General features: G+C 40.1%; 18 protein-coding genes and 1 riboswitch. Of the genes, 6 read left to right on the forward strand and 12 right to left on the reverse strand.

What is annotated here, in order from left to right:
* Positions 1 to 20 precede the first annotated feature (20 nt).
* Complete coding sequence (locus tag HPT25_RS25480) at positions 21 to 1,886, reverse strand: methylmalonyl-CoA mutase subunit beta (RefSeq protein WP_173070534.1); 1,866 nt, start codon at positions 1,884 to 1,886, stop codon at positions 21 to 23.
* Positions 1,887 to 2,094: 208 nt separating this feature from the next.
* Positions 2,095 to 2,203, forward strand: a riboswitch (TPP riboswitch).
* Between the two features lie 143 nt (positions 2,204 to 2,346).
* On the opposite strand from HPT25_RS25480, the gene HPT25_RS25485 reads away from it, so the two are divergent.
* From HPT25_RS25485 to HPT25_RS25505, 5 genes are read left to right on the forward strand one after another with little or no spacing between them, the layout of a single operon-like run.
* Positions 2,347 to 2,934: a thiamine phosphate synthase gene (locus HPT25_RS25485; protein ID WP_376767991.1), complete on the forward strand. Its 588-nt coding sequence runs from the start codon at positions 2,347 to 2,349 to the stop codon at positions 2,932 to 2,934.
* 1 nt (position 2,935) lies between these two features.
* Positions 2,936 to 4,066 (forward strand): glycine oxidase ThiO, encoded by a 1,131-nt coding sequence (gene thiO, locus HPT25_RS25490; RefSeq protein ID WP_173070538.1) that lies wholly within the window; start codon positions 2,936 to 2,938, stop codon positions 4,064 to 4,066.
* A gap of 9 nt (positions 4,067 to 4,075) precedes the next feature.
* On the forward strand, positions 4,076 to 4,279 hold the full coding sequence (gene thiS, locus HPT25_RS25495; protein ID WP_173070540.1) for a sulfur carrier protein ThiS: 204 nt from the start codon (positions 4,076 to 4,078) through the stop codon (positions 4,277 to 4,279).
* A gap of 1 nt (position 4,280) precedes the next feature.
* Positions 4,281 to 5,048, forward strand: coding sequence for a thiazole synthase (locus HPT25_RS25500; RefSeq protein WP_173070542.1), 768 nt, complete (start codon positions 4,281 to 4,283; stop codon positions 5,046 to 5,048).
* Positions 5,045 to 6,064: a thiazole biosynthesis adenylyltransferase ThiF gene (locus tag HPT25_RS25505; protein ID WP_173070544.1), complete on the forward strand. Its 1,020-nt coding sequence runs from the start codon at positions 5,045 to 5,047 to the stop codon at positions 6,062 to 6,064. The genes HPT25_RS25500 and HPT25_RS25505 overlap by 4 nt, the downstream gene beginning before the upstream one ends.
* Before the next feature lie 39 nt (positions 6,065 to 6,103).
* Here HPT25_RS25505 and HPT25_RS25510 read toward each other — a convergent pair whose 3' ends face one another.
* From HPT25_RS25510 to HPT25_RS25545, 8 genes are all read right to left on the reverse strand, one after another.
* Positions 6,104 to 7,411, reverse strand: a complete 1,308-nt coding sequence (locus HPT25_RS25510) for a dihydrolipoamide acetyltransferase family protein (RefSeq protein WP_173070546.1) — start codon at positions 7,409 to 7,411, stop codon at positions 6,104 to 6,106.
* 38 nt (positions 7,412 to 7,449) lie between these two features.
* The gene (locus tag HPT25_RS25515; RefSeq protein WP_173070548.1) at positions 7,450 to 8,433 is read right to left on the reverse strand and encodes an alpha-ketoacid dehydrogenase subunit beta; all 984 of its coding nucleotides are present in this window, start codon (positions 8,431 to 8,433) and stop codon (positions 7,450 to 7,452) included.
* A gap of 12 nt (positions 8,434 to 8,445) precedes the next feature.
* Positions 8,446 to 9,441 carry a thiamine pyrophosphate-dependent dehydrogenase E1 component subunit alpha gene (locus tag HPT25_RS25520; protein WP_173070550.1) on the reverse strand — a complete coding sequence of 332 codons (996 nt, stop codon included), beginning with the start codon at positions 9,439 to 9,441 and terminating at the stop codon, positions 8,446 to 8,448.
* A 152-nt stretch (positions 9,442 to 9,593) separates the two neighbouring features.
* Entirely contained in the window at positions 9,594 to 11,015 is a 1,422-nt protein-coding gene (gene lpdA / locus HPT25_RS25525; protein ID WP_173070552.1) for a dihydrolipoyl dehydrogenase, read from the reverse strand.
* Positions 11,016 to 11,036: 21 nt separating this feature from the next.
* Entirely contained in the window at positions 11,037 to 12,140 is a 1,104-nt protein-coding gene (buk, locus tag HPT25_RS25530; RefSeq protein ID WP_173070553.1) for a butyrate kinase, read from the reverse strand.
* 132 nt (positions 12,141 to 12,272) lie between these two features.
* Positions 12,273 to 13,376, reverse strand: a complete 1,104-nt coding sequence (gene bcd / locus HPT25_RS25535) for a branched-chain amino acid dehydrogenase (RefSeq protein ID WP_173070555.1) — start codon at positions 13,374 to 13,376, stop codon at positions 12,273 to 12,275.
* 93 nt (positions 13,377 to 13,469) lie between these two features.
* Entirely contained in the window at positions 13,470 to 14,369 is a 900-nt protein-coding gene (gene yqiS / locus HPT25_RS25540) for a phosphate butyryltransferase (protein WP_173071472.1), read from the reverse strand.
* Positions 14,370 to 14,500: 131 nt separating this feature from the next.
* Positions 14,501 to 16,582: a sigma-54 interaction domain-containing protein gene (locus tag HPT25_RS25545; protein ID WP_173070557.1), complete on the reverse strand. Its 2,082-nt coding sequence runs from the start codon at positions 16,580 to 16,582 to the stop codon at positions 14,501 to 14,503.
* A 182-nt stretch (positions 16,583 to 16,764) separates the two neighbouring features.
* Here HPT25_RS25545 and HPT25_RS25550 point away from each other — a divergent pair, with 182 nt between their 5' ends.
* Positions 16,765 to 17,004 carry a DUF2627 domain-containing protein gene (locus HPT25_RS25550; RefSeq protein WP_173070559.1) on the forward strand — a complete coding sequence of 80 codons (240 nt, stop codon included), beginning with the start codon at positions 16,765 to 16,767 and terminating at the stop codon, positions 17,002 to 17,004.
* Between the two features lie 7 nt (positions 17,005 to 17,011).
* Here the strand turns inward: HPT25_RS25550 and HPT25_RS25555 are convergent, their stop codons facing one another.
* The 3 genes from HPT25_RS25555 to spoIVB all read right to left on the reverse strand — a co-directional run bounded on the left by HPT25_RS25555 (position 17,012) and on the right by spoIVB (position 20,299).
* Positions 17,012 to 17,746: a glycerophosphodiester phosphodiesterase gene (locus tag HPT25_RS25555; protein ID WP_173070561.1), complete on the reverse strand. Its 735-nt coding sequence runs from the start codon at positions 17,744 to 17,746 to the stop codon at positions 17,012 to 17,014.
* 181 nt (positions 17,747 to 17,927) lie between these two features.
* Positions 17,928 to 18,722 (reverse strand): sporulation transcription factor Spo0A, encoded by a 795-nt coding sequence (gene spo0A, locus HPT25_RS25560; protein WP_173070563.1) that lies wholly within the window; start codon positions 18,720 to 18,722, stop codon positions 17,928 to 17,930.
* A gap of 287 nt (positions 18,723 to 19,009) precedes the next feature.
* The gene (gene spoIVB, locus HPT25_RS25565; protein ID WP_173070565.1) at positions 19,010 to 20,299 is read right to left on the reverse strand and encodes a SpoIVB peptidase; all 1,290 of its coding nucleotides are present in this window, start codon (positions 20,297 to 20,299) and stop codon (positions 19,010 to 19,012) included.
* Positions 20,300 to 20,353: the final 54 nt, after the last annotated feature.

Raw genomic sequence — 20,353 nt, forward strand, 5'->3', positions numbered from 1 at the left:
ACAATGAATGATGTTGAAAATCAGGCTTTACTTTCTTCATCTTGATTCACCTCCATACTTGCCAAAAGTGTCGAAACGGTTTCATAACAGTTGCTTTTTATGTGAATAAACAACTGTATACCTTCGTCCTTCCATCTGGCTTGATTTTCTTTTTCTGGAAGACCTGCAAGGAAAAAGTTTTTTTCAGGAAATTCAACTTTCAAGAACGTTAATATTTCATGTCCAATTGTTTCGTACTGGTCATTGGTGCCACAGAAGCAGACGAACGGTGAGGCCAAATCTTGAGCAAACTGTTTGGCGTCCTCTACAGTCAGAATTGGTTTGCTTTCCTGCACCGCTACACCGCCTGCAGCCAGAAATCCATTCATAAAATCAAGTCTACCCTTATACTGTTTTAATTCCCCGAGACACAGCATGCCAACTGACGGTGTGGAACCATTCTTCTTTTCCAGCCTCTTGGCTTTAAAGCGCAGTTCTTCATACGGTTCGGCAAGACGTTTTTTTAGAATCGGAGTAAACACTTTTGCTTGCTCTTTAATAAAATATTTTTTTACTTGAGTGTCGTATGGAACATTTTCATCCAGTTTTGCGTAAACATTTGTTCCAATTATGCTTTGCTTCCTTGTTTGAATGTCTGCATTTCTATTATCATATATTGCGGCAATTTTTTCTTGAATCCAGCCGGATTTTAATACTTCTAAAATCCCCCCTTGTGCGTCAATTTGTTGGAATAACTCCCAAGCCTTTTCAGCAACTTCATGCGTTAACGATTCGATATACCATGAACCGCCTGCAGGGTCGATTACCTTTTTCAAATGCGCTTCTTCTTTTAAGATCAACTGAATATTTCTAGCAATCCGTTCGGAAAATGTATTTGCGCCGGAAAGTATATCAAACGGTGATACGTGCAAATATTGGACCCCGCCTAAAACGGCTGCAAAAGCTTCATTTCCAGCACGCAGCAGGTTGACATGCGGATCGAATACTGTTTTATTAAATGCAGAAGTTTCCGCCGACATATACATTCTTCGATCTTTTTCTTCCACACCATAAAGCTCGGTAATTCTGTTCCAAATGACTCGTGCCGCTCTTAATTTTGCTAATTCCATAAAAAAGTTGCTTCCGATTGAAAAGTGAAATTGCAATTTCGAAAGTGCTATCTCAAGGGAGACACCACTTTCCATTAAGAGACCCAAATAAAATACCCCTTCAGCGGCGGCTATTCCCAGTTCCTGCACCGCATTTGCTCCACCATTATGGTATGGTGCTGTGTCAACAAAAACAGTTTTTAAATGAGGGAACGTTTCTTTTGCCTTTAGGATACCTTCTAACCAGGAATGAAGGAGATCTTCTGAAATAAAGCCTTCTTGGGCAAAAAGGGAGATTGGATCTGCTGCAATGTAACCAGTAATTTCTGCTGTATCTTTTAATTGTTCTACTAATTTTACAAGAAATTTTTTCTGAAGCCATTTAGCATTAATAGCAAATGGAAAGTTTTTATAAACGTCCTGGAATAAATCTGAAAGATTTTGACCTTCTAGTAGTTTTTCACTAACGTCAAAGGAAAGAGCCGTTTGCCCTTTTTCAAATGCTTGCTTTAAGTTTTGCAGAAGCTCCTTTGGCTCATCATAAAAAATTTGCTGGGCAACCTTCCAATCATTTGTAAGATATCCTAGGGGAAAACCCCCTCTTCTGAAGTCTGCACCTCCAGGATAATCGGGCACAAGCTGTTCGTCATTACGGATATAAAGCGGTTTCAAAATAATGTTTTCATATGTTTTGTTTTGTAATGCATTAACCGGTTTACCCTTTAATGACTGTTCGGCTCTTTCTTTCCACTCATCGAGCGATACAAAAGGAAAAGACTGATTTCGAATTTTTTCCAACCTTTTCAACCCCTTTCTGCAAACAATTGAACTAAAATTCAATTAATTCTATTTTAGAATACAATTTGGTTACAGGCAATGAAAAGAACAATGACAAAAAAAGGCGAACGAAATTTATTTTTCCTAACTAAATCTATTGCATTGACATTTCCAAATGTGGTGCTACTATTATACTTGTAAGTTAAATTATTCAATTACATATTTAATGCTTATCCACTAGAGGTGCTCTTTTAAAGAGCTGAGATTGAAGTACTACTTCGGGACTCTATGAACCTGATCTGGCTAATACCAGCGTAGGGAAGTGGAATACGAAAATTTGAAGGACTTTTCGTTCGTGAACTCATATTTTCAACCACTTTCTTATAAATAGAAAGTGGTTTTTTTTGTTTTTCCTACATGTGGATAAGAAAATTATTTTGCGGGGTGATTACTCATTCACTTACCAACAGAGCTGCATATTATTTCAAACGGAAAAATGGAACTTGGTCAGCTTTGCGAACTATTAAAAGATCTGCAGCCTTACTTTACTGCCGTTCATTTAAGGGAGAAACATAGATCTGCCCGAGAAATCTATGATGCCGTTCATTTATTATTGAAAAACGGTATCCCGCCTTCCAAAATCATCATAAATGATAGGGTGGATGTATCCATTGCTGCGGGTTCAGGCGGTGTTCAATTGGCTTTTCATAGTTTAAGGGCCTCTGTCGTAAAGAATCATTTTTCAGAGTTAAAGATTGGCTGTTCGATTCATAACATAGAAGAGGGTCAACAAGCTTACCAGGATGGGGCAGATTTTTTACTGTATGGCCATATATTTTCGACTAATTCAAAACCCGGGCTGAAGCCAAAGGGATTGGAAGAATTAAAAGAGATGACAAAACAGCTTCCTATCCCGGTTATTGCTATTGGCGGGATCACGCCGAAAAATGCCAAACTGGCAGTGGAGGCGGGAGCAAAAGGAATTGCTGTAATGTCCGGTGTATTAGAAGCAAACGACCCATTATCGGCCATTAAAGCTTACCAGAACGCATTAAAGATGGAGGTGTAATGTGAATCATTCATTTGATGTTGCTATTATTGGCGGAGGCATAAATGGTGCCTCTATTGCCTATCAACTTTCAAAAATCGGAAAAAAAGTGGCGATCATAGAAAAAGAGCGTATTGGCAGTGAAGCCTCAAGTGCTGCTGCTGGAATGTTAGCAGCACAAGCAGAAATCGAGCACGACGGTCCATTATTTCAGCTGGCATTAAAAAGCCAAGCCATGTTTCCCGACATTTCCAATGAGTTATTTGAGTATACTGGTATCGACATTGAGTATGTACATAAAGGAATGTTAAAAATTGCTGAAACAGAAGAATTGGCCCATGAGTTAAAAAAGCAAGTTAATTTTCAAAAACAATGGGATCACGAAATCAGATGGCTTGATACAAAAGAACTTTTGGACATGGAGCCGGCATTATCTCCAAGTGTATTTGGAGCCATTTACCTTCCAAACGATGGTCATGTAAAAGCTTCCAAATTAACCGATGCCTTTGCAAAAGCGGCTCTCTATTTTGGGGCTGAAATCCGTGAAAACACGAAAGCTCTATCATTTATCTATGAAAACGGAAAAATTGCTGGCTTAAACACAAATAATGGAACAATTTCTTGTGGTCAAGTTGTAGTGGCAACCGGAGCATGGGCTTCCGAATTACTTAAGAATACTGGGATTGACATCCCGATTTACCCGGTAAAAGGTGAATGTTTTTCAGTACGGACTGAAGAACCGCTCATTAACACTACCATCTTTTCTGATAAACGATGCTATTTAGTTCCGAAGCGTAATGGTGAAATATTTATTGGTGCGACGATGGTTGAAAATACCTTCGAAAAAAAAGTAACAGCTGGTGGCATTTCCGGTTTAATCGACAGAGCCTGTCAATTGGTACCCCAAATCAAGGATGCTGAATGGGAACGAGTTTGGTCTGGTATCAGGCCGCAGACGAGTGATGGGCTTCCTTATATTGGAGCGCATCCTTTATGTCAAGGATTATTTATTGCAGCCGGTCATTTTCGAAATGGGATATTACTAAGCCCGATTACAGGCAAGCTGGTAGTTGAACTGTTGGAAAACCAAGTTTCCAATGATTCCCTTCTAACGGCTTTTCGCTTAGATCGGTCTATGGAAATCATTCAATAGGAGGGCAACATGAACATATTGCTAAATGGCGATTCTATCTATCTTCCAGAACATGTTGTTTCTGTTTCAGATCTTCTGACACATTTTCAAATTCAAGATAAAGTCGTAATTGTCGAAATAAACGGTGAGATTCTCACCAAAAACGACCATCAAACAACGAAACTATCCGATCGTGATCGGATCGAAATTGTACATTTTGTAGGAGGCGGTTAATATGTTAAAAATAGGTACATTGTCATTTCAATCGAGATTATTATTGGGGACGGGAAAATATCCTAGCTTTGAAATCCAAAAAGAAGCAGTAAAAGTGTCCGAGGCTGAAATTTTGACGTTTGCTGTCAGAAGAATGAATATTTTTGAAGCAAGCCAGCCAAATTTTTTGGAGCAGCTTGATACGAAACAATATACCCTGCTCCCTAATACCGCAGGTGCGAAAACAGCACAGGAAGCAGTCCGTATTGCAAAACTTGCCAAAGCATCTGGACTTTGCGATATGATAAAAGTGGAAGTGATTGGCTGTGACAAATCATTGCTTCCAGACCCTGTAGAAACGCTAAAAGCAACAGAAGAATTAGTAAAAGAAGGATTTATTGTACTTCCATATACTTCAGACGATGTTGTTTTGGCTAGAAAATTGCAGGAATTGGGCTGTCATGCCATCATGCCGGGGGCTTCTCCCATCGGTTCCGGACAAGGGATTATCAATCCGCTAAACCTGCGTTTCATTATCGAGCAAGCGAAAGTACCTGTCATTGTAGATGCAGGCATAGGATCTCCAGCAGACGCTTCGCTCGCTATGGAACTTGGCGCTGATGGTGTTTTATTAAATACAGCTGTGGCAGGGGCCAAAGATCCCGTTAAAATGGCTAAAGCGATGAAAATGGCAATTGAAGCAGGACGTCTTGGCTATGAAGCCGGAAGAATTGAAAAAAAGGAATATGCCTCAGCCAGCAGCCCATTGGAAGGACTGAGTATCGGGTGATCAATCGATACTCTCGTCAAGAGCTATTTCCAGCAATCGGGAAGGAAGGGCAGCAAAAAATTTCCGAAAAACATGTCCTAATTATTGGTGCAGGCGCACTAGGTTCCGCCAATGCCGAAGCATTGGTGCGTGCAGGCATCGGTAAGCTGACTCTCGTTGATCGAGATTATGTAGAATGGTCCAATTTACAGCGTCAGCAACTATATTCAGAAGAAGATGCTAAACATCGACTGCCTAAAGTGATAGCCGCTAAAAATCGGTTAAGAGCGATTAATTCCGATATTGAAATTAAAACCCTAATTGCTGATGCCTCTGTTTTGGAACTTGAAGAATGGGCCCGGCAAGTGGATTTAATCATTGATGCAACAGATAATTTTGAAACAAGAATGATTATTAACGATGTATCACAAAAGTATCGAGTTCCCTGGATATATGGTGCCTGTGTAGGCAGTTACGGGCTTACCTTCACGATCATTCCCGGAAAAACACCTTGCCTCTCCTGTTTATTAGAGTCTGTTCCTTTAGGAGGATTAACCTGCGATACAGCCGGTATCATCAGTCCGGCTGTATCCATGGTAGTTTCCTATCAAATCAGCGAAGCTTTAAAGATATTAGTTGGAGCCATTGATTCATTACAGAACAAATTAGTTTCATTTGACTTATGGAAAAACCAGCACAGTTCAATTAAAGCGGATAAATTGAAAAAGGAAGATTGTCTTTCATGCGGAAATCACCGTTCCTATCCCTATTTGTCTTTTGAAAATCAAACAAAAACAGCAGTTCTTTGCGGAAGAGATTCTGTCCAGATTCGCCCCTCTGCCCCTGTGAAAAGAGATTTGGAAGCATTAGAAATAATCTTGGCGAAACAAGGTGGCACCGTCCAGAGAAATCCGTATCTTATTTCTTGTAACTTAAACAATAATCGATTAGTGATCTTTAGAGATGGAAGAGTATTGGTTCACGGGACAAAGGATATTAACGAAGCAAAGGCATTGTATCATCGATATTTGGGATAAAAGGCAAATAACCGCCGTCATAATGACGGCGGTTATTTTTTAGTAGATGGAAGTTGTTGCTTTTGACATATTTTCAATAATCTCTTTAATACGAGCAAGGAAACGGCCGCAAACAAGTCCGTCAAGAACACGATGATCCAACGACATGCAAAGATTAACCATATCCCTTACCGCAATCATTCCATTATCCATAACTACAGGACGTTTCACAATCGATTCAACCTGAAGGATGGCTGCTTGCGGGTAATTTATTATCCCCATTGACTGGACAGATCCAAAAGATCCAGTATTATTAACCGTAAAAGTTCCGCCTTGCATATCTTCAGGACGTAGTTTGCCGGCTCTAACTTTCCCAGCAAGCTCAGTGATTTCACGAGCGATCCCTTTAATTGTTTTTTCATCGGCATTTTTAATAACTGGGACAAATAATGCATCATCTGTTGCTACAGCTATCGAAATATTAATATCTTTCTTTTGGATAATTTTATCCCCAGCCCACATGGAATTAATTTGCGGGTATTCTTTTAAGGCCTGTGCTGCAGCTTTTACAAAGAAGGCAAAGAAGGTTAAATTGAATCCTTCTTTTTTCTTGAATTCATCTTTTATGGAATTTCGATATTCCACTACATTCGTAGCATCTACTTCGACCATCGTCCATGCATGTGGCGCTTCATGTTTGCTGCGCAGCATATTGGCTGCAATTGCCTTGCGTATACCCGTAACCGGAATTTCGATATCTCCTGCAGCTACTGGGATTGCAGGAGCTTGCTGAGCTTGAGGAGATGTAGTTACAGCTTGAACAGAAGCTGGTTGTACCGGTTCCTTGTGCTCTGCAGCTTTAGGAGCTGATCCTGATGCAGGTTCTGCCTGCGGGATATTCCCCGATTCGATTAACTTTAATAAATCTTTTCTTGTAATCCTGCCACCGGAACCAGTACCAGACACTTTGGTTAAATCGATACCGTGTTCTTGAGAAAGCTTTAATACCGCTGGCGAGTAGCGGATTTTATGGCCATCTTCACTCATCGGGGCAACATTTGCCTGATTTGTAACCGAAGCAGCTTCCGGTGTTTTTGTTTCTTCCATTGCCTCTGAAGGAGCACTGCCTTCTACTTCAATTGTACAAATGATTTCACCAACTGCTAATGTCTCCCCTTCTTCAGCAATGAGTTCTTTAATGACTCCGGTGAACGAAGATGGAACTTCTGCATTTACTTTATCGGTCATGACCTCAGCAAGCGGGTCGTATTTATTTACTTTATCTCCGACTTTTACTAACCATTTACTGATTGTGCCTTCGGTTACACTTTCGCCTAATTGCGGCATTTTAATTTGCTCTGCTGCCAATGGTTTAAACCTCCTATGCAATTCACGTTTAAAAACTATTAGAATTCAGCTAATTCCCGCATTGCTTTTTCAACCTTTTCTGGATTGACCATAAAGAATTTTTCCATAGTAGGTGAATATGGCATTGCCGGAATATCAGGTCCTGCCAGCCTTTTAATCGGAGCATCCAATTCAAATAAACAATTCTCCGCAATAATAGCCGCAACCTCACTCATGATGCTGCCTTCTTTTGTATCTTCCGTAACAAGCAGCACCTTCCCTGTCTTAGAGGCAGCTTCAATGATCGCTTCTTTATCAAGCGGATAGACGGTCCGTAAATCGAGAATATGAGCTGAAATTCCGTCTTTGGCTAATTTCTCTGCAGCTTGAAGGGCAAAATGAACACAAAGGCCATAAGTAATGACCGTAATGTCTTCTCCTTCACGCTTTACATCAGCTTTACCGATTGGCAGCGTATAATCCTCTGCAGGAACTTCCCCTTTAATTAACCTATATGCTCGTTTATGCTCGAAGAAAATCACAGGGTCATTATCGCGGATTGCTGCTTTTAACAACCCTTTCACATCATAAGGAGTGGATGGCATGACAATTTTCAGTCCCGGCTGGTTGGCAAATACCGCTTCTACTGATTGAGAATGGTAAAGTGCTCCATGAACACCTCCGCCGTAAGGAGCCCGGATCACGATTGGACAGTCCCAATCATTATTGGAACGATAGCGAATTTTTGCTGCTTCGGATATAATTTGATTCACTGCAGGCATAATAAAATCAGCAAATTGCATTTCAGCAATCGGTCGCATGCCATACATGGCTGCCCCAATGCCTACCCCAGCAATGGCAGATTCAGCAAGCGGTGCATCAATGACCCGCTCTTCACCAAATTGTTCATATAATCCTTGTGTAGCTTTAAAAACTCCGCCCTTTTTCCCTACGTCTTCCCCAAGGACAAACACCTTAGGATCCCGTTCCATTTCTTCACGAATGGCCATTGTTACAGCATCAATATAAGAAATTACAGCCATGTTCCTTCCCCCTTACTTATCCGCATACACATATTTAAGCGCATCTTCAGGCGCTGAATATGGAGCATTTTCTGCATAGTCAGTGGCTTCATTTACCGATTTCATTACACGGTCATTAATTTCTTTTTCCATTTCATCATTCAATACACCTGTTTCTTTTAAATAGGCGCCAAACGTGATGATTGGATCATGCGTTTTCGCTTTCGCCACCTCGTCTGGAGCCCGGTACGAACGATCATCATCATCAGATGAATGCGGTGTTAAACGATAGGAAACTGTTTCAATCAGTGTCGGGCCTTCTCCGCGCCGACCACGTTCTACAGCTTCTTTCACCACTTTGTAAACTTCTAATGGATCATTTCCGTCTACGGTATAACCCGGCATTCCATAGCCAATGGCCCGATCAGATACTTTTTCACAGGCCAGCTGCTTTTCAACAGGAACGGAAATAGCATATTTATTATTCTCACACAGAAAAATGACCGGAAGTTTATGGACACCGGCAAAGTTGGCTCCTTCGTGGAAATCCCCTTGGTTTGAAGAGCCTTCTCCAAATGATACGAATGCTACAAAATCCTTTTTTTCCATTTTCCCTGCAAGGGCTACACCTACTGCATGAGGCACCTGTGTCGTTACCGGAGATGAACCCGTTACAATTCGATTCTTCTTTTGGCCAAAATGCCCAGGCATTTGTCGTCCTCCAGAATTGGGATCCTCTGCCTTAGCAAAGCCAGAAAGCATAAGTTCCTTTGGAGTCATTCCAAAGGTTAATACGACTCCCATGTCACGATAGTAAGGACAAACATAATCCTTTTCACGATCCATAGCAAACGCTGCACCAACTTGAGCAGCCTCCTGTCCTTGACATGAGATAACAAATGGAATTTTACCTGCACGGTTTAACAGCCACATCCGTTCATCAATACGGCGGGCCAAAAGCATCGTTTCATACATTTCTAATACTTTTTCATCGCTTAAACCTAAAGCTTTATGACGCTTTTCTGCCATATCATCTTTACCTCCGATTATTCAAACTAAAAAAGGTTTTTTTATCTAAAATTTAACGTGTGTTAAATTTTCTGTTGAGTTGCACACTCGAGCTACTCTTTCCATTTTCATCCATTATCGAAAAATCACCAATGTGCTTTATTGACTAAAAATTAGGCATGTATGGCGTGTCCGTCAACTGCTAATGCAGCTTCGCCAATGGCCTCTGATAAGGTTGGATGCGGATGTATGGTATGACCGATTTCCCAAGGAACAGCGTCTAATACCATGGCAAGACCTGCCTCTGATATCATATCCGTAACATGGGGACCAATCATATGGACACCTAAAATATCATCAGTTTCTGAATCGGCAATTATTTTCACAAAGCCATCAGATTCACCGAAAACAAGCGCTTTGCCAATTACCCTAAATGAGAACTTTCCAACCTTCACTTTATGTCCGTTTTCTATCGCTTGATCTTCTGTTATACCAACGCTTGCTGCTTCCGGACTACTATAAATACATCTAGAAATCAGATTGTAATTGAGCGGAGAGGGGTTCTTTCCGGCAATATGCTCGACTGCCGTGATCCCTTCATGAGAAGCGACATGCGCCAATTGCAATCCGCCGATACAATCACCAATTGCATAAATATGTGATTCTTTCGTTTGGAAATACTCATTTGTTACAATAACTCCTTTTTCTACTTGAATATCTGTATTTTCTAGACCAATTCCTTGGACATTTGCTTGGCGGCCAACAGAAACAAGCAGTTTTTCTGCCTTAAATTCTTTTACTGTGCCTTTTACTTTTGCGGAAATGGTTACTCCATTGTCTTTTACGAGTGTTTCTGACAGAACTTTAGCACTTGTAATGACAGTGATTCCTTTCTTTTTCATTAAACGCTGCATTTCTTTTGAGATTTCTTTATCCTCAGTAGGGATAATTCGATCAGCATATTCAATTACCGTTACTTCCACACCAAAATCCGACAACATGGAGGCCCACTCGATTCCAATTACACCACCGCCAACAATGATGATGGAACTTGGAAGACTTTCAAGCTGCAATGCTTCATCAGAGGTCATGACAAATTCCCCATCAATTTCAAGTCCCGGCAGTGTTCTTGGCCTTGAGCCGGTAGCAATGACCACATTTTTTGGGATAAGCATTTCATTTTCGGAACCATTATTCATTTCAACAGAAATCGTTCCAGGCATAGGTGAAAAAATGGATGGGCCGAGGATGCGGCCATACCCTTCAAAAACGTCAATTTTTCCTTGTTTCATTAAATATTGGACGCCCTTATGAAGTGTGTCGATTATTTTATTTTTTCGATCCTGAACTTTCCCAAAATTTACAGCAACCTCACCGGTAATAACACCAAAGTCTTCGCTGCGTTTAGCTGTGGCAAATACCTCGGCACTTCTAAGAAGCGCTTTACTTGGAATACAGCCTTGATGGAGGCAAGTTCCACCGAGCTTCCCTTTTTCTACAATTGCCGTTTTTAAGCCTAGCTGTGAGGCGCGGATCGCGGCTACATAACCGCCTGTACCGCCGCCGAGTATGACAACATCATATTCTTGTGCCACAATTTTTTCCTCCCTGGAACCTTATATTTTAACTTTATTAAATTGACCCGGATATTCTTTTACCTCTTCTTCACCGCGAAGAACCCTTAGTGCCCCCTCAGCCAATGCTTGAAGTTCATTTTCGCCAGGATGTACAATAACATCAGCAATCCAATTAATTCGATCGGAAATAGTCTTTACAAACTCTTTACCGTAAGCAAGACCTCCAGTTAACACTATAGCATCAACTTTACCTGAAAGCACAGCACTTGCTGCACCAATTTCCTTTGCTACTTGATATGCCATTGCATCATAAATAAGCTTTGCCTGTTCATCGCCTGCACTAATTCTTTTTTCTACTTCGACTGCATCATTTGTCCCTAGATATCCAACTAGTCCTCCCTGGCCGACAAGCATTTTCATAATTTCCTCACGATAATATTCACCTGAATAACATATGGCAATTAAATCCCCAGCTGGAACAGTACCAGCACGCTCCGGACTAAACGGCCCATCTCCATGAAGACCATTATTGACATCAATCACTCTGCCCTGTTTATGGACCCCCACTGTAATCCCGCCGCCCATATGGGTAACAATTAAATTAAGTTCATTGTATTTTTTCCCTAATTCTTTCGCAATTCTTCTTGCCACAGCCTTTTGATTTAAGGCATGAAAGATACTCTTTCTTTCGATCAGATGAAACCCAGAAATTCTGGCTATCGGCGCCAATTCATCCACCACAACAGGATCGACGATAAAAGCGGGAATATTTAAACCCGCAGCAATTTCATAAGCAATAATGCCACCAAGATTGGAAGCATGCTGACCGGAATAACCGCTGCGTAAATCAGTTAACATCAAATCATTAACCGCATATGTTCCCCCTTCAATTGGCCTTAAAAGTCCGCCTCGCCCGCAGACTGCATTTAACTTGGAAATGTTGATTCCTTCTTTATCCAGTGTTTCCAAAATGGTGTTTTTTCTAAATTCATATTGATCAATAATATTGGCAAATGAATTGATGGTATCTGCTTCATGTCGAATAGTTTTTTCTAATATGGAAATTTCATTATCGAATACTCCTATTTTTGTAGATGTTGATCCAGGGTTGATAACGAGAATTCGATATTCTAGATCTGGCACCGTTTTGACCCCCAATTAAATTATCTATTAATTAACCATTATTGGTAAAATCATTCATGAAATGCTTGGCTTTTTAAAGGCAAAGACGCTGAATGATTCATTCAGCGCTTTTGCTCCACTTCCGTTCAACTATTATCGGTTTAAACGATGGCTTAAAATGTGATGCTCATTTCGTAAAAACTGGCTTCTAGAATTACTCACTTTTGCGATACGCTCTTCCGCCATGCGATCTGCTGCTACATAGGTAGGAATTCCGTCTCGTTTTGAAATATCAATGATTTTTTCAATGCTGCTGTAAATTTGCTCTACCTTTTTCATAGCACGGTCATGATTGTAGCCGTATAATTCATCTGCAACATTGATTACGCCGCCTGCATTAATAACATAATCCGGAGCATAAACGATTCCCATTTCGTGAATGGTATCGCCATGGCGTGTATCTTTTAATTGATTATTTGCCGAACCAGCAATGACTTTTGCTTTCAGCTGTGGAATGGTGTCATCATTAATGGTTGCACCTAGTGCACAAGGAGCATAAATATCACATTCCACACCATAAATTTCATCCGGATCAACAGCTATTGCACCAAATTCTTCAACTGCCCGTTTCACTGCTTCACGGTTAATATCAGTGACAATAAGCTGGGCACCTTCTTCATGCAGATAACGGCAAAGTGTGTAAGCAACATTGCCGACACCTTGTACTGCAACTACTTTACCTTCTAAGGAATCAGAACCAAAAGCTTCTTTTGCGGCAGCTTTCATTCCCCTATATACCCCGTAGGCAGTTACTGGAGATGGATTTCCTGATGAACCGAATGCAGGGGAAATCCCGGTTACAAAGTCGGTTTCTTCATGGATGATATCCATATCTGCTACAGTTGTGCCTACATCCTCTGCTGTAATGTATCTGCCGTTAAGTCCTTGTATATAGCGGCCGAATGCCCGGAACATTTCTTCATTCTTATCCTTCCGCGGGTCGCCGATGATAACCGTCTTTCCACCGCCAAGATTTAAACCAGCAGCGGCGTTTTTATAAGTCATACCTCTGGCAAGTCGAAGCGCATCTTCGATTGCAGCTTCTTCGGAAGCATATGTCCACATGCGTGTGCCGCCTAATGCTGGGCCAAGCGTTGTATCATGAATCGCAATAATCGCCTTTAATCCGGATTGTTTATCCTGACAAAATACCAATTGTTCATAATCATATTTTTCTAAGTATGTGAAAAGTTCCATTGTAAATTCCTCCTCTAATGTTAGAAAAAATCAACCAACCCTTATTTCGGGGATCGAAACTTCAAATATGCTCCGTTTCATTTTATTTCTCTTTTATTCATTGGCAGAGCTCAACGCAAGTGCAAGAGAGTACAATTTACTTTCTGCCGTATCAGCTCTGGAAGTTAAAACAATTGGCACCTTTGCCCCTGCGATTACTGCGCCAACCTTCGCTTTTGCAAAATAAACGAGAGATTTATAAAGTGCATTTCCAACCTCAATTGCCGGAACTAATAAAATATCTGCATTTCCAGCCACATCACTATGAATTCCTTTATGCTCTGCTGCGAGCTCTGAAATAGCATTGTCCAATGCAAGCGGTCCATCAATCACGCAACCCGTTATTTGCCCCCGCTTATTCATCAAAGTTAAAGCCGCAGCATCCATTGTTGCTTGCATGGATGGATTCACTACTTCCACGGCAGCAATTGGAGCAACCTTAGGTATTTCAATGCCTAGCGACCTAGCGATCGCAACTGCATTTTTTGCGATGCCTGCTTTTTGTTCCAAATCAGGAGCGATATTCATAGCGGCATCTGTTACAAAAATCAGCCGGTCAAAGTCTGGAACTTCAAATGCGGCAACGTGCGATAGCACATTGCCCGTTCTAAGGCCAAACTCTTTATTTAATACAGCTTTCAAAAAAATATTTGTGGGGATATTTCCCTTCATTAACACATTTGCTTCTTTGTTAAAAACAGCCTTAACAGCCAGCTCGGCAGCTTCAGCTATTGAATCCGCATGAACTATTTTTACTTTTTGATCCCAACTACATTTTTTACATTCTAATATTGTCGCAATTTTTTCTTCATTTCCATAAAGTATGAAATGACCGAGGTTACGCTCAAGCGCATCGATCACCGCATCGATAACTTCCTGATCTTCCGCCGCAGCAACTGCAATTGTTTTCTTGGCTGCTTGGGTTGCTTTGTCAATAAGTGATTCCAGCAACAGTTGTCATCAACCCCTTCTATTAAGAACTGCAACTCCATTCTTAATTATGCAAGAATCATGCCAACAACTCATTTGGTGAAAACGCTTCACTTTTCATACTCAAGTATGAAAAATATTTCATACAATGAAAATTACTGCGTGCTATTTTTTTCAATCTCGTATTTATCCAGTTTATAATATAAATTTCTTACAGACAACCCCAATGTCTTTGCTGTTAATGTTTTATTTCCATTTAAGCGCTTTAATGTTTGCTGAATAATATTTGCTTCATACACTTCTATCATTTCGGCAAGTGTTTGTTGTAATGGGGAAGTTTCTTCTATAGTAATCGAAGATACTGGGATTTCATTTATGGTTTTGCGGTTATTCAATTCTGGCAAATGATGGACATCAATGAATGTTTCGGTATAGTTCATAAAAATAATCGCCCGACCTAAAATATTTTCTAATTCCCGAACATTCCCTGGCCAATTATAAGCCATTAATTGTATTAAGGCCGCACTTGTAATTCCTTCCACATTTCGTCCATAATCGCGATTAATTTTTTGAATTAGCCGCTCACAAAGGGCTGGAATCTCATCCTTTCGCTTTCTAAGCGGCGGAATTTGAATCGGCATGCGATTCAGACGATAATATAAGTCTTCCCTAAAGGTGCCCGCGGCAATACCCTTTTCAAGATTAACGTTCGTTGCTGCAACAATTCGTACATTAATGGTGATCGGCTTGGTCCCGCCTACACGAATGATTTCATTTTCCTGTAGAACCCTTAGTAACTTTGCTTGCGTATTTGCTGAAAGTTCACCAATTTCATCAAGGAAAATACTGCCATTATTCGCTTCTTCAAACAAGCCTCTTTTTCCGCCCCTTACAGCGCCGGAGAACGCTCCTTCCTCGTATCCAAACAATTCGCTTTCTAGCAATGACTCAGAAATCGCTGCACAGTTTACACGGATAAACTTGTTATATTTACGGTCACTTGCATTATGAATAGCGTGAGCAAACAGCTCTTTCCCCGTTCCCGATTCACCACGAAGTAGGACGGTTGCAGGAGTTTTCGCGCCAAGCTTGGCCTGTTCTATAGCCAGCATCATTTCATCTGAAGTGCCAATAATATCCTCAAAGGTATACTTTGCTTCAAGCTTGCGGATAATTTGCCTTGCTCTGTTTAATTCTCGGCTGAGCGATTTCATTTCTGACATGTCATGAATGACGCCAACACTTCCCTTTAGCTTTCCATTTACGATAATCGGGGCAACATTTACGATCACTTCTTTTTCATTAGGTCCTACTCTCATCGGAACTCCGCGTACAGCTCTCCTTGTTTGCAAAACTTTCATATGCATACTTTCACCTTCAGAAATATCAGCTGTAGCGGGCTTACCAATAACCCGATCTTCTGTAAGGCCTGTAATTCTTGTATAAGCAGGATTAATCAAAATTCCCCTGCCATTTTCATCTACTACAGAGATGGCGTCATCACTCGAGTGAATGATTGCCTGCAGCATTGTTTGAATTTCCTTTAAATTTGTAATCTCTTCAGCCAAATTGACTACCTCTGTTATATCCTTAAAAACCGCGACTGCCCCAATCAATTCGCCGTTTTCTTCCATGATAGGGATCCTGGTCGTAATAATTTTCCGGCCATTGCCCAAGACCATTTCTTGATTAGTCTCTATCCTTCTTGTTTCAAGGATGATGGGCAGCCTGCTTTCTGAGATCACGTCTATTACAAATTCCCCAATTGCCTGATCTTTTTTTACTCCCATCATTTCTTCAGCACGGCGATTAAATAAAATAATGGTCCCGTGATGATTGATAACCACCATACCATCATTTGTCGCATTAAAGATTAATTCCTGAAAATAGGATTCATTTTGATGTTTTTTTAATAATTCTTCTTTCTCTTCCATTAATGTTGAAAAAAGAAACGCTACACTGCCAGGAATCAATACTGTTTTTTTACTTTTCGTGTTCCTTAATGATTGGAACACACGATCATCCCCAGTGACTTCAATAATAATATCAATGTTATCATTTAAAAATGGGTACCATTCTGTCCCTATTTTAATCCCTTCCTGCTGTGCCAGCTTCATCCCAGGTGCGTCCAAATTACGATCAATTACGACATAAACATTTAGTACTTCGGATTCTTTAAGTATTTTCAATATGGCGGTCCCGCCTTTTCCCGCTCCAACAATCATGACATTTTGCATTTTTAATTTCTCCTTCTAAAAGGATTACTGCTTGAAAAAAACATCATATACTATTTGAATATATTGCAATATTTTTCAAATTTTATTTTATCCTTCAAGCGGCAAACTTGACAAATTTCAACTATGTAATATTATTTTTTTGAGATGGTGTTTTTTTCAAATTCAAGTGGAAGGACTTATTTATGATACGGATTATTGCCCTTATGATTTTATTAATTCCCGGTTTTATGGCTGCTTGGGGAATTAAATTAATGCGTGATATGACATTCGGGATTCTCCAAGCACCATTTCCGAACTTATGGATCCAGTTTCTTGCCGGGCTTGTATTTTTTATCGGAGGACTAGGATTTGTTGCAGGGTTCATTTTTCATCGTGACCGAAAAAGAAATAATGTTCAAACTAAATTTAAAAAGATGAAATAAGGGACCGTCACATTTGCGGTCCCTTTTCATATTCTCCCCTTATCCGCAATGCCTTTACAGGATCATCAGTAATAAAAGCGGTGCAGTTCACTTGAAACAATCGGCTCATATCCCGTTCCCGATTCACTGTGTATGGACGTACCGCAATTCCATTCTCCATCGTCATTTTTATAACCGAATCAGAGATGCCGGAGTACTTCGGATGAATTCCTTTTGCACGAATGGATTGGGAGTATATCCATGGCATATAAATCCCTTCGATAAAGAGAGGGGCTGTTTCAATTTCTGGCGCCAGCTGATAGCTGTAGACAATACTGTAATGGTTAAACGAGGAAATAATAATCCGATTGGCCAAATCGTATTTACGAATCAGCTCAATCACCTTTTTCTCCATTCCTTCGTACGGGAAAAGGCCGTTTTTTAATTCTATATTACAAACCAGCTTGTTTGTTTTAAGCCATTCCAGCACTTCTTCCAATGCAGGAATTGGTTCCTTTCTGATTCCTTTTTTGTTGGCATTCAGCTTTCGAATCTCTTTAAAAGTTAATTCCTTCACAAAGCCGTTTCCACCTGTCGTGCGGTCCACTTTTTCATCGTGGATCACCACAATTTCACCGTCTTTTGTTAACTGTGTATCAAGCTCTATTCCATCAGCACCCGCCTTTTGAGCAGCTACAAAAGCACTCATGGTATTTTCAGCATAAGCTGCAGAATAGCCGCGATGAGCAAAAATTTGCGTCACTTTTCTCACTTCCTTATTGATCGAAATCACACCCCATTCTTACGGTTAACCAGTCCCTTGAACAATGATCAAAAATAGCTGTTTAAAACAGCTTATGCTAAAAAAGCTGCAGACTCGCATTAATTTTTCATGAAGGGTGCTTAATATCAAAAAAAGCCTCATATTGAGGCTTTTTTTGATATTAAGATGCTTTATGTTCCAAACGCAGCTTATCAGCAACCATGGCAATGAACTCGCTGTTTGTAGGTTTGGCTTTAGACATACTAACTGTATAACCGAATAAGGAGGAGATAGAATCGATATTTCCTCTGCTCCAGGCCACTTCGATCGCATGCCTAATCGCTCTTTCCACACGGCTAGCCGTTGTGTTATATTTTTTTGCAATGTCAGGATACAAAACTTTTGTAATCGAACCCAATAATTCAATATCATTAAAAACCATAGAAATGGCTTCACGTAAATATAAGTAACCCTTAATATGTGCTGGTACACCAATCTCATGAATTATGCTTGTAATGCTTGCATCCAGATTTTTCGGTTTTGCTTCCTGCTGAGGGCGATAACTTTGAGCCGGTACCTTTCGAGAGGAAAACGATGCGCTGCTTCCGCTGACCTGGCGAATATGGCTGCCCAAATTCTCCATATCAAATGGTTTAAGGATAAAATAGGATGCCCCAAGTTCTACAGCTTTTTTCGTTACATCTTCCTGACCGAATGCTGTCAGCATAATGACATTCGGTAAAACTCCTTTTCTCATTTCACGAAGACGCTCTAGAACTGCCAATCCGTCAAGATGAGGCATAATAATATCCAATACAAGAACATCAGGATCTACCGAGCTGATTAAATCCAGGCATTCCTGTCCATTATGTGCAATTCCTACAACTTCCATATCATCTTGTGAAGAAATATAATCCTCTAATAAGCCAACCAATTCCCTATTATCATCAACTATACAAACTTTAATTTTCTTCAATTCGTCTTCCTCCTCGACTCAATCCAAATCTATATTTAATGTATTCTTCATGTTCCTTTAAACATAATCCCTTAACTCTATTCTAAATAAGAAATTCGACAATGCAACAAAAATTCCTCTGCTTTTTTTAAGATTTCTTAAAATAGTGATAAAATCTTATCTTTTCTTTATTTTTCTCTTTTTTTCGACTAATTTCAATTCATAATCCTGCTCCACTATCGAATTGTCGAAAAATCCTTATGTAATAAAAAAGCAAAATAGGAAATTTGTCCTATTTTGCTTCCATTTTAGCTAGCTTTATTTTTAGGCATATCATAAATGTTAATTCCCGCTTCATCTAACATCCATTCAATATGAACCCCATATCCCGAAGTTGGATCATTAACAAAAACATGTGTTACTGCTCCAACAAGCTTTCCATCTTGAATAATAGGGCTGCCACTCATTCCTTGAACAATTCCTCCGGTTTTTTCCAATAGTTTTGGGTCTGTTACTTTAATGACCATTCCTTTTGTTGCTGGAAACTTTTGAGGAATTGTGCTGACAATCTCAATATCAAATTCCTCCACTTTGTCATTGTTCACAACCGTCAATATCTTGGCAGGTCCTTCCTTTACCTGACTGGATAGAGCAATTGGAAGAGGCTTATCCAATATGCCATTTTTCAACTGTTTATTCAACTCTCCAAAAATGCCGAATGGGCTGTTCTTTTGTATATTGCCGACAATTTCCCCGTCAGATGAGAAACGTGCCAGTTTTTCACCAGGGTCGCCATTGCTCCCTTTTTCAATTGAAGTGACAGTAGATCGGACGATCTGTCCATCTTCAACCACAATTGGTTTTTTTGTATCCATATCTGAAATGACATGCCCTAAGGCGCCATATTTTTTCGATTGGGGATGATAAAAAGTCATGGTTCCGATGCCAGCAGCAGAATCACGTATATATAAGCCGAGCTTATAGGTATTTTCACCTTTATCTTTTAAAGGGGTTAATTTTGTTGTAAATTTCCCATTTTCTCTGCTAATCATGATATTAAGAGCTTTTCCGCTTTGTCCCGCAGCCTGAACATATGGTGCAACGTCTGTCATTTTTTCGATTTTATTACCATTTATTTCGGTAATAATATCACCAACTTTGATACCTGCGATTTCACCTGGAGACTTTTTCCCACTAAGGGTATTTACTAAATGGTGGCCCACCACTAATACGCCAACAGTATTTAATTTTACACCAATGGACTGACCGCCTGGAATAACCCTGAAATCCTTTAAAACGTTTACATCGACTTTTTTTATAGGTATTCCAGCAAACTCCAACAGCATTTCGTTTTTACCGTTTTCTAATCCCTTAACCTTAACTGAATGTTGATTTTCCTCAAGTTTTACATTTGATTGATGAGAAACTAATGCGGCTGAAACCGGGGCAGCCTTGTTGAAACTGAAATCCTGTCCTTCAAAAACCGTTATTGTTTTAGGAATATTCAAATATTGATGCATAGGCTGAAAAAAAATAAGGCTGACTAATGAAACAAGGAGAATTCCACCAATAATCTTTCTAATGATCTCTAACCTCAATATTTTCACTCTCCTCGCTTCTTTGACTGCAATTGAAATGGCTACATCTATAAT

Source organism: Neobacillus endophyticus (assembly GCF_013248975.1).
GTDB classification, from domain to species: Bacteria; Bacillota; Bacilli; order Bacillales; family Cytobacillaceae; genus Neobacillus; species Neobacillus endophyticus.

What these genes read in the sequence shown, in the direction of transcription:
- thiS (WP_173070540.1), top strand. Translation starts at nt 4,076, where the DNA reads ATGAACATATTGCTAAATGGCGATTCTATCTATCTTCCAGAACATGTT.
- HPT25_RS25500 (WP_173070542.1), top strand. Translation starts at nt 4,281, where the DNA reads ATGTTAAAAATAGGTACATTGTCATTTCAATCGAGATTATTATTGGGG.
- HPT25_RS25515 (WP_173070548.1), bottom strand. Translation starts at nt 8,433, where the DNA reads ATGGCTGTAATTTCTTATATTGATGCTGTAACAATGGCCATTCGTGAA.
- HPT25_RS25520 (WP_173070550.1), bottom strand. Translation starts at nt 9,441, where the DNA reads ATGGCAGAAAAGCGTCATAAAGCTTTAGGTTTAAGCGATGAAAAAGTA.
- bcd (WP_173070555.1), bottom strand. Translation starts at nt 13,376, where the DNA reads ATGGAACTTTTCACATACTTAGAAAAATATGATTATGAACAATTGGTA.
- HPT25_RS25545 (WP_173070557.1), bottom strand. Translation starts at nt 16,582, where the DNA reads ATGCAAAATGTCATGATTGTTGGAGCGGGAAAAGGCGGGACCGCCATA.
- HPT25_RS25550 (WP_173070559.1), top strand. Translation starts at nt 16,765, where the DNA reads ATGATACGGATTATTGCCCTTATGATTTTATTAATTCCCGGTTTTATG.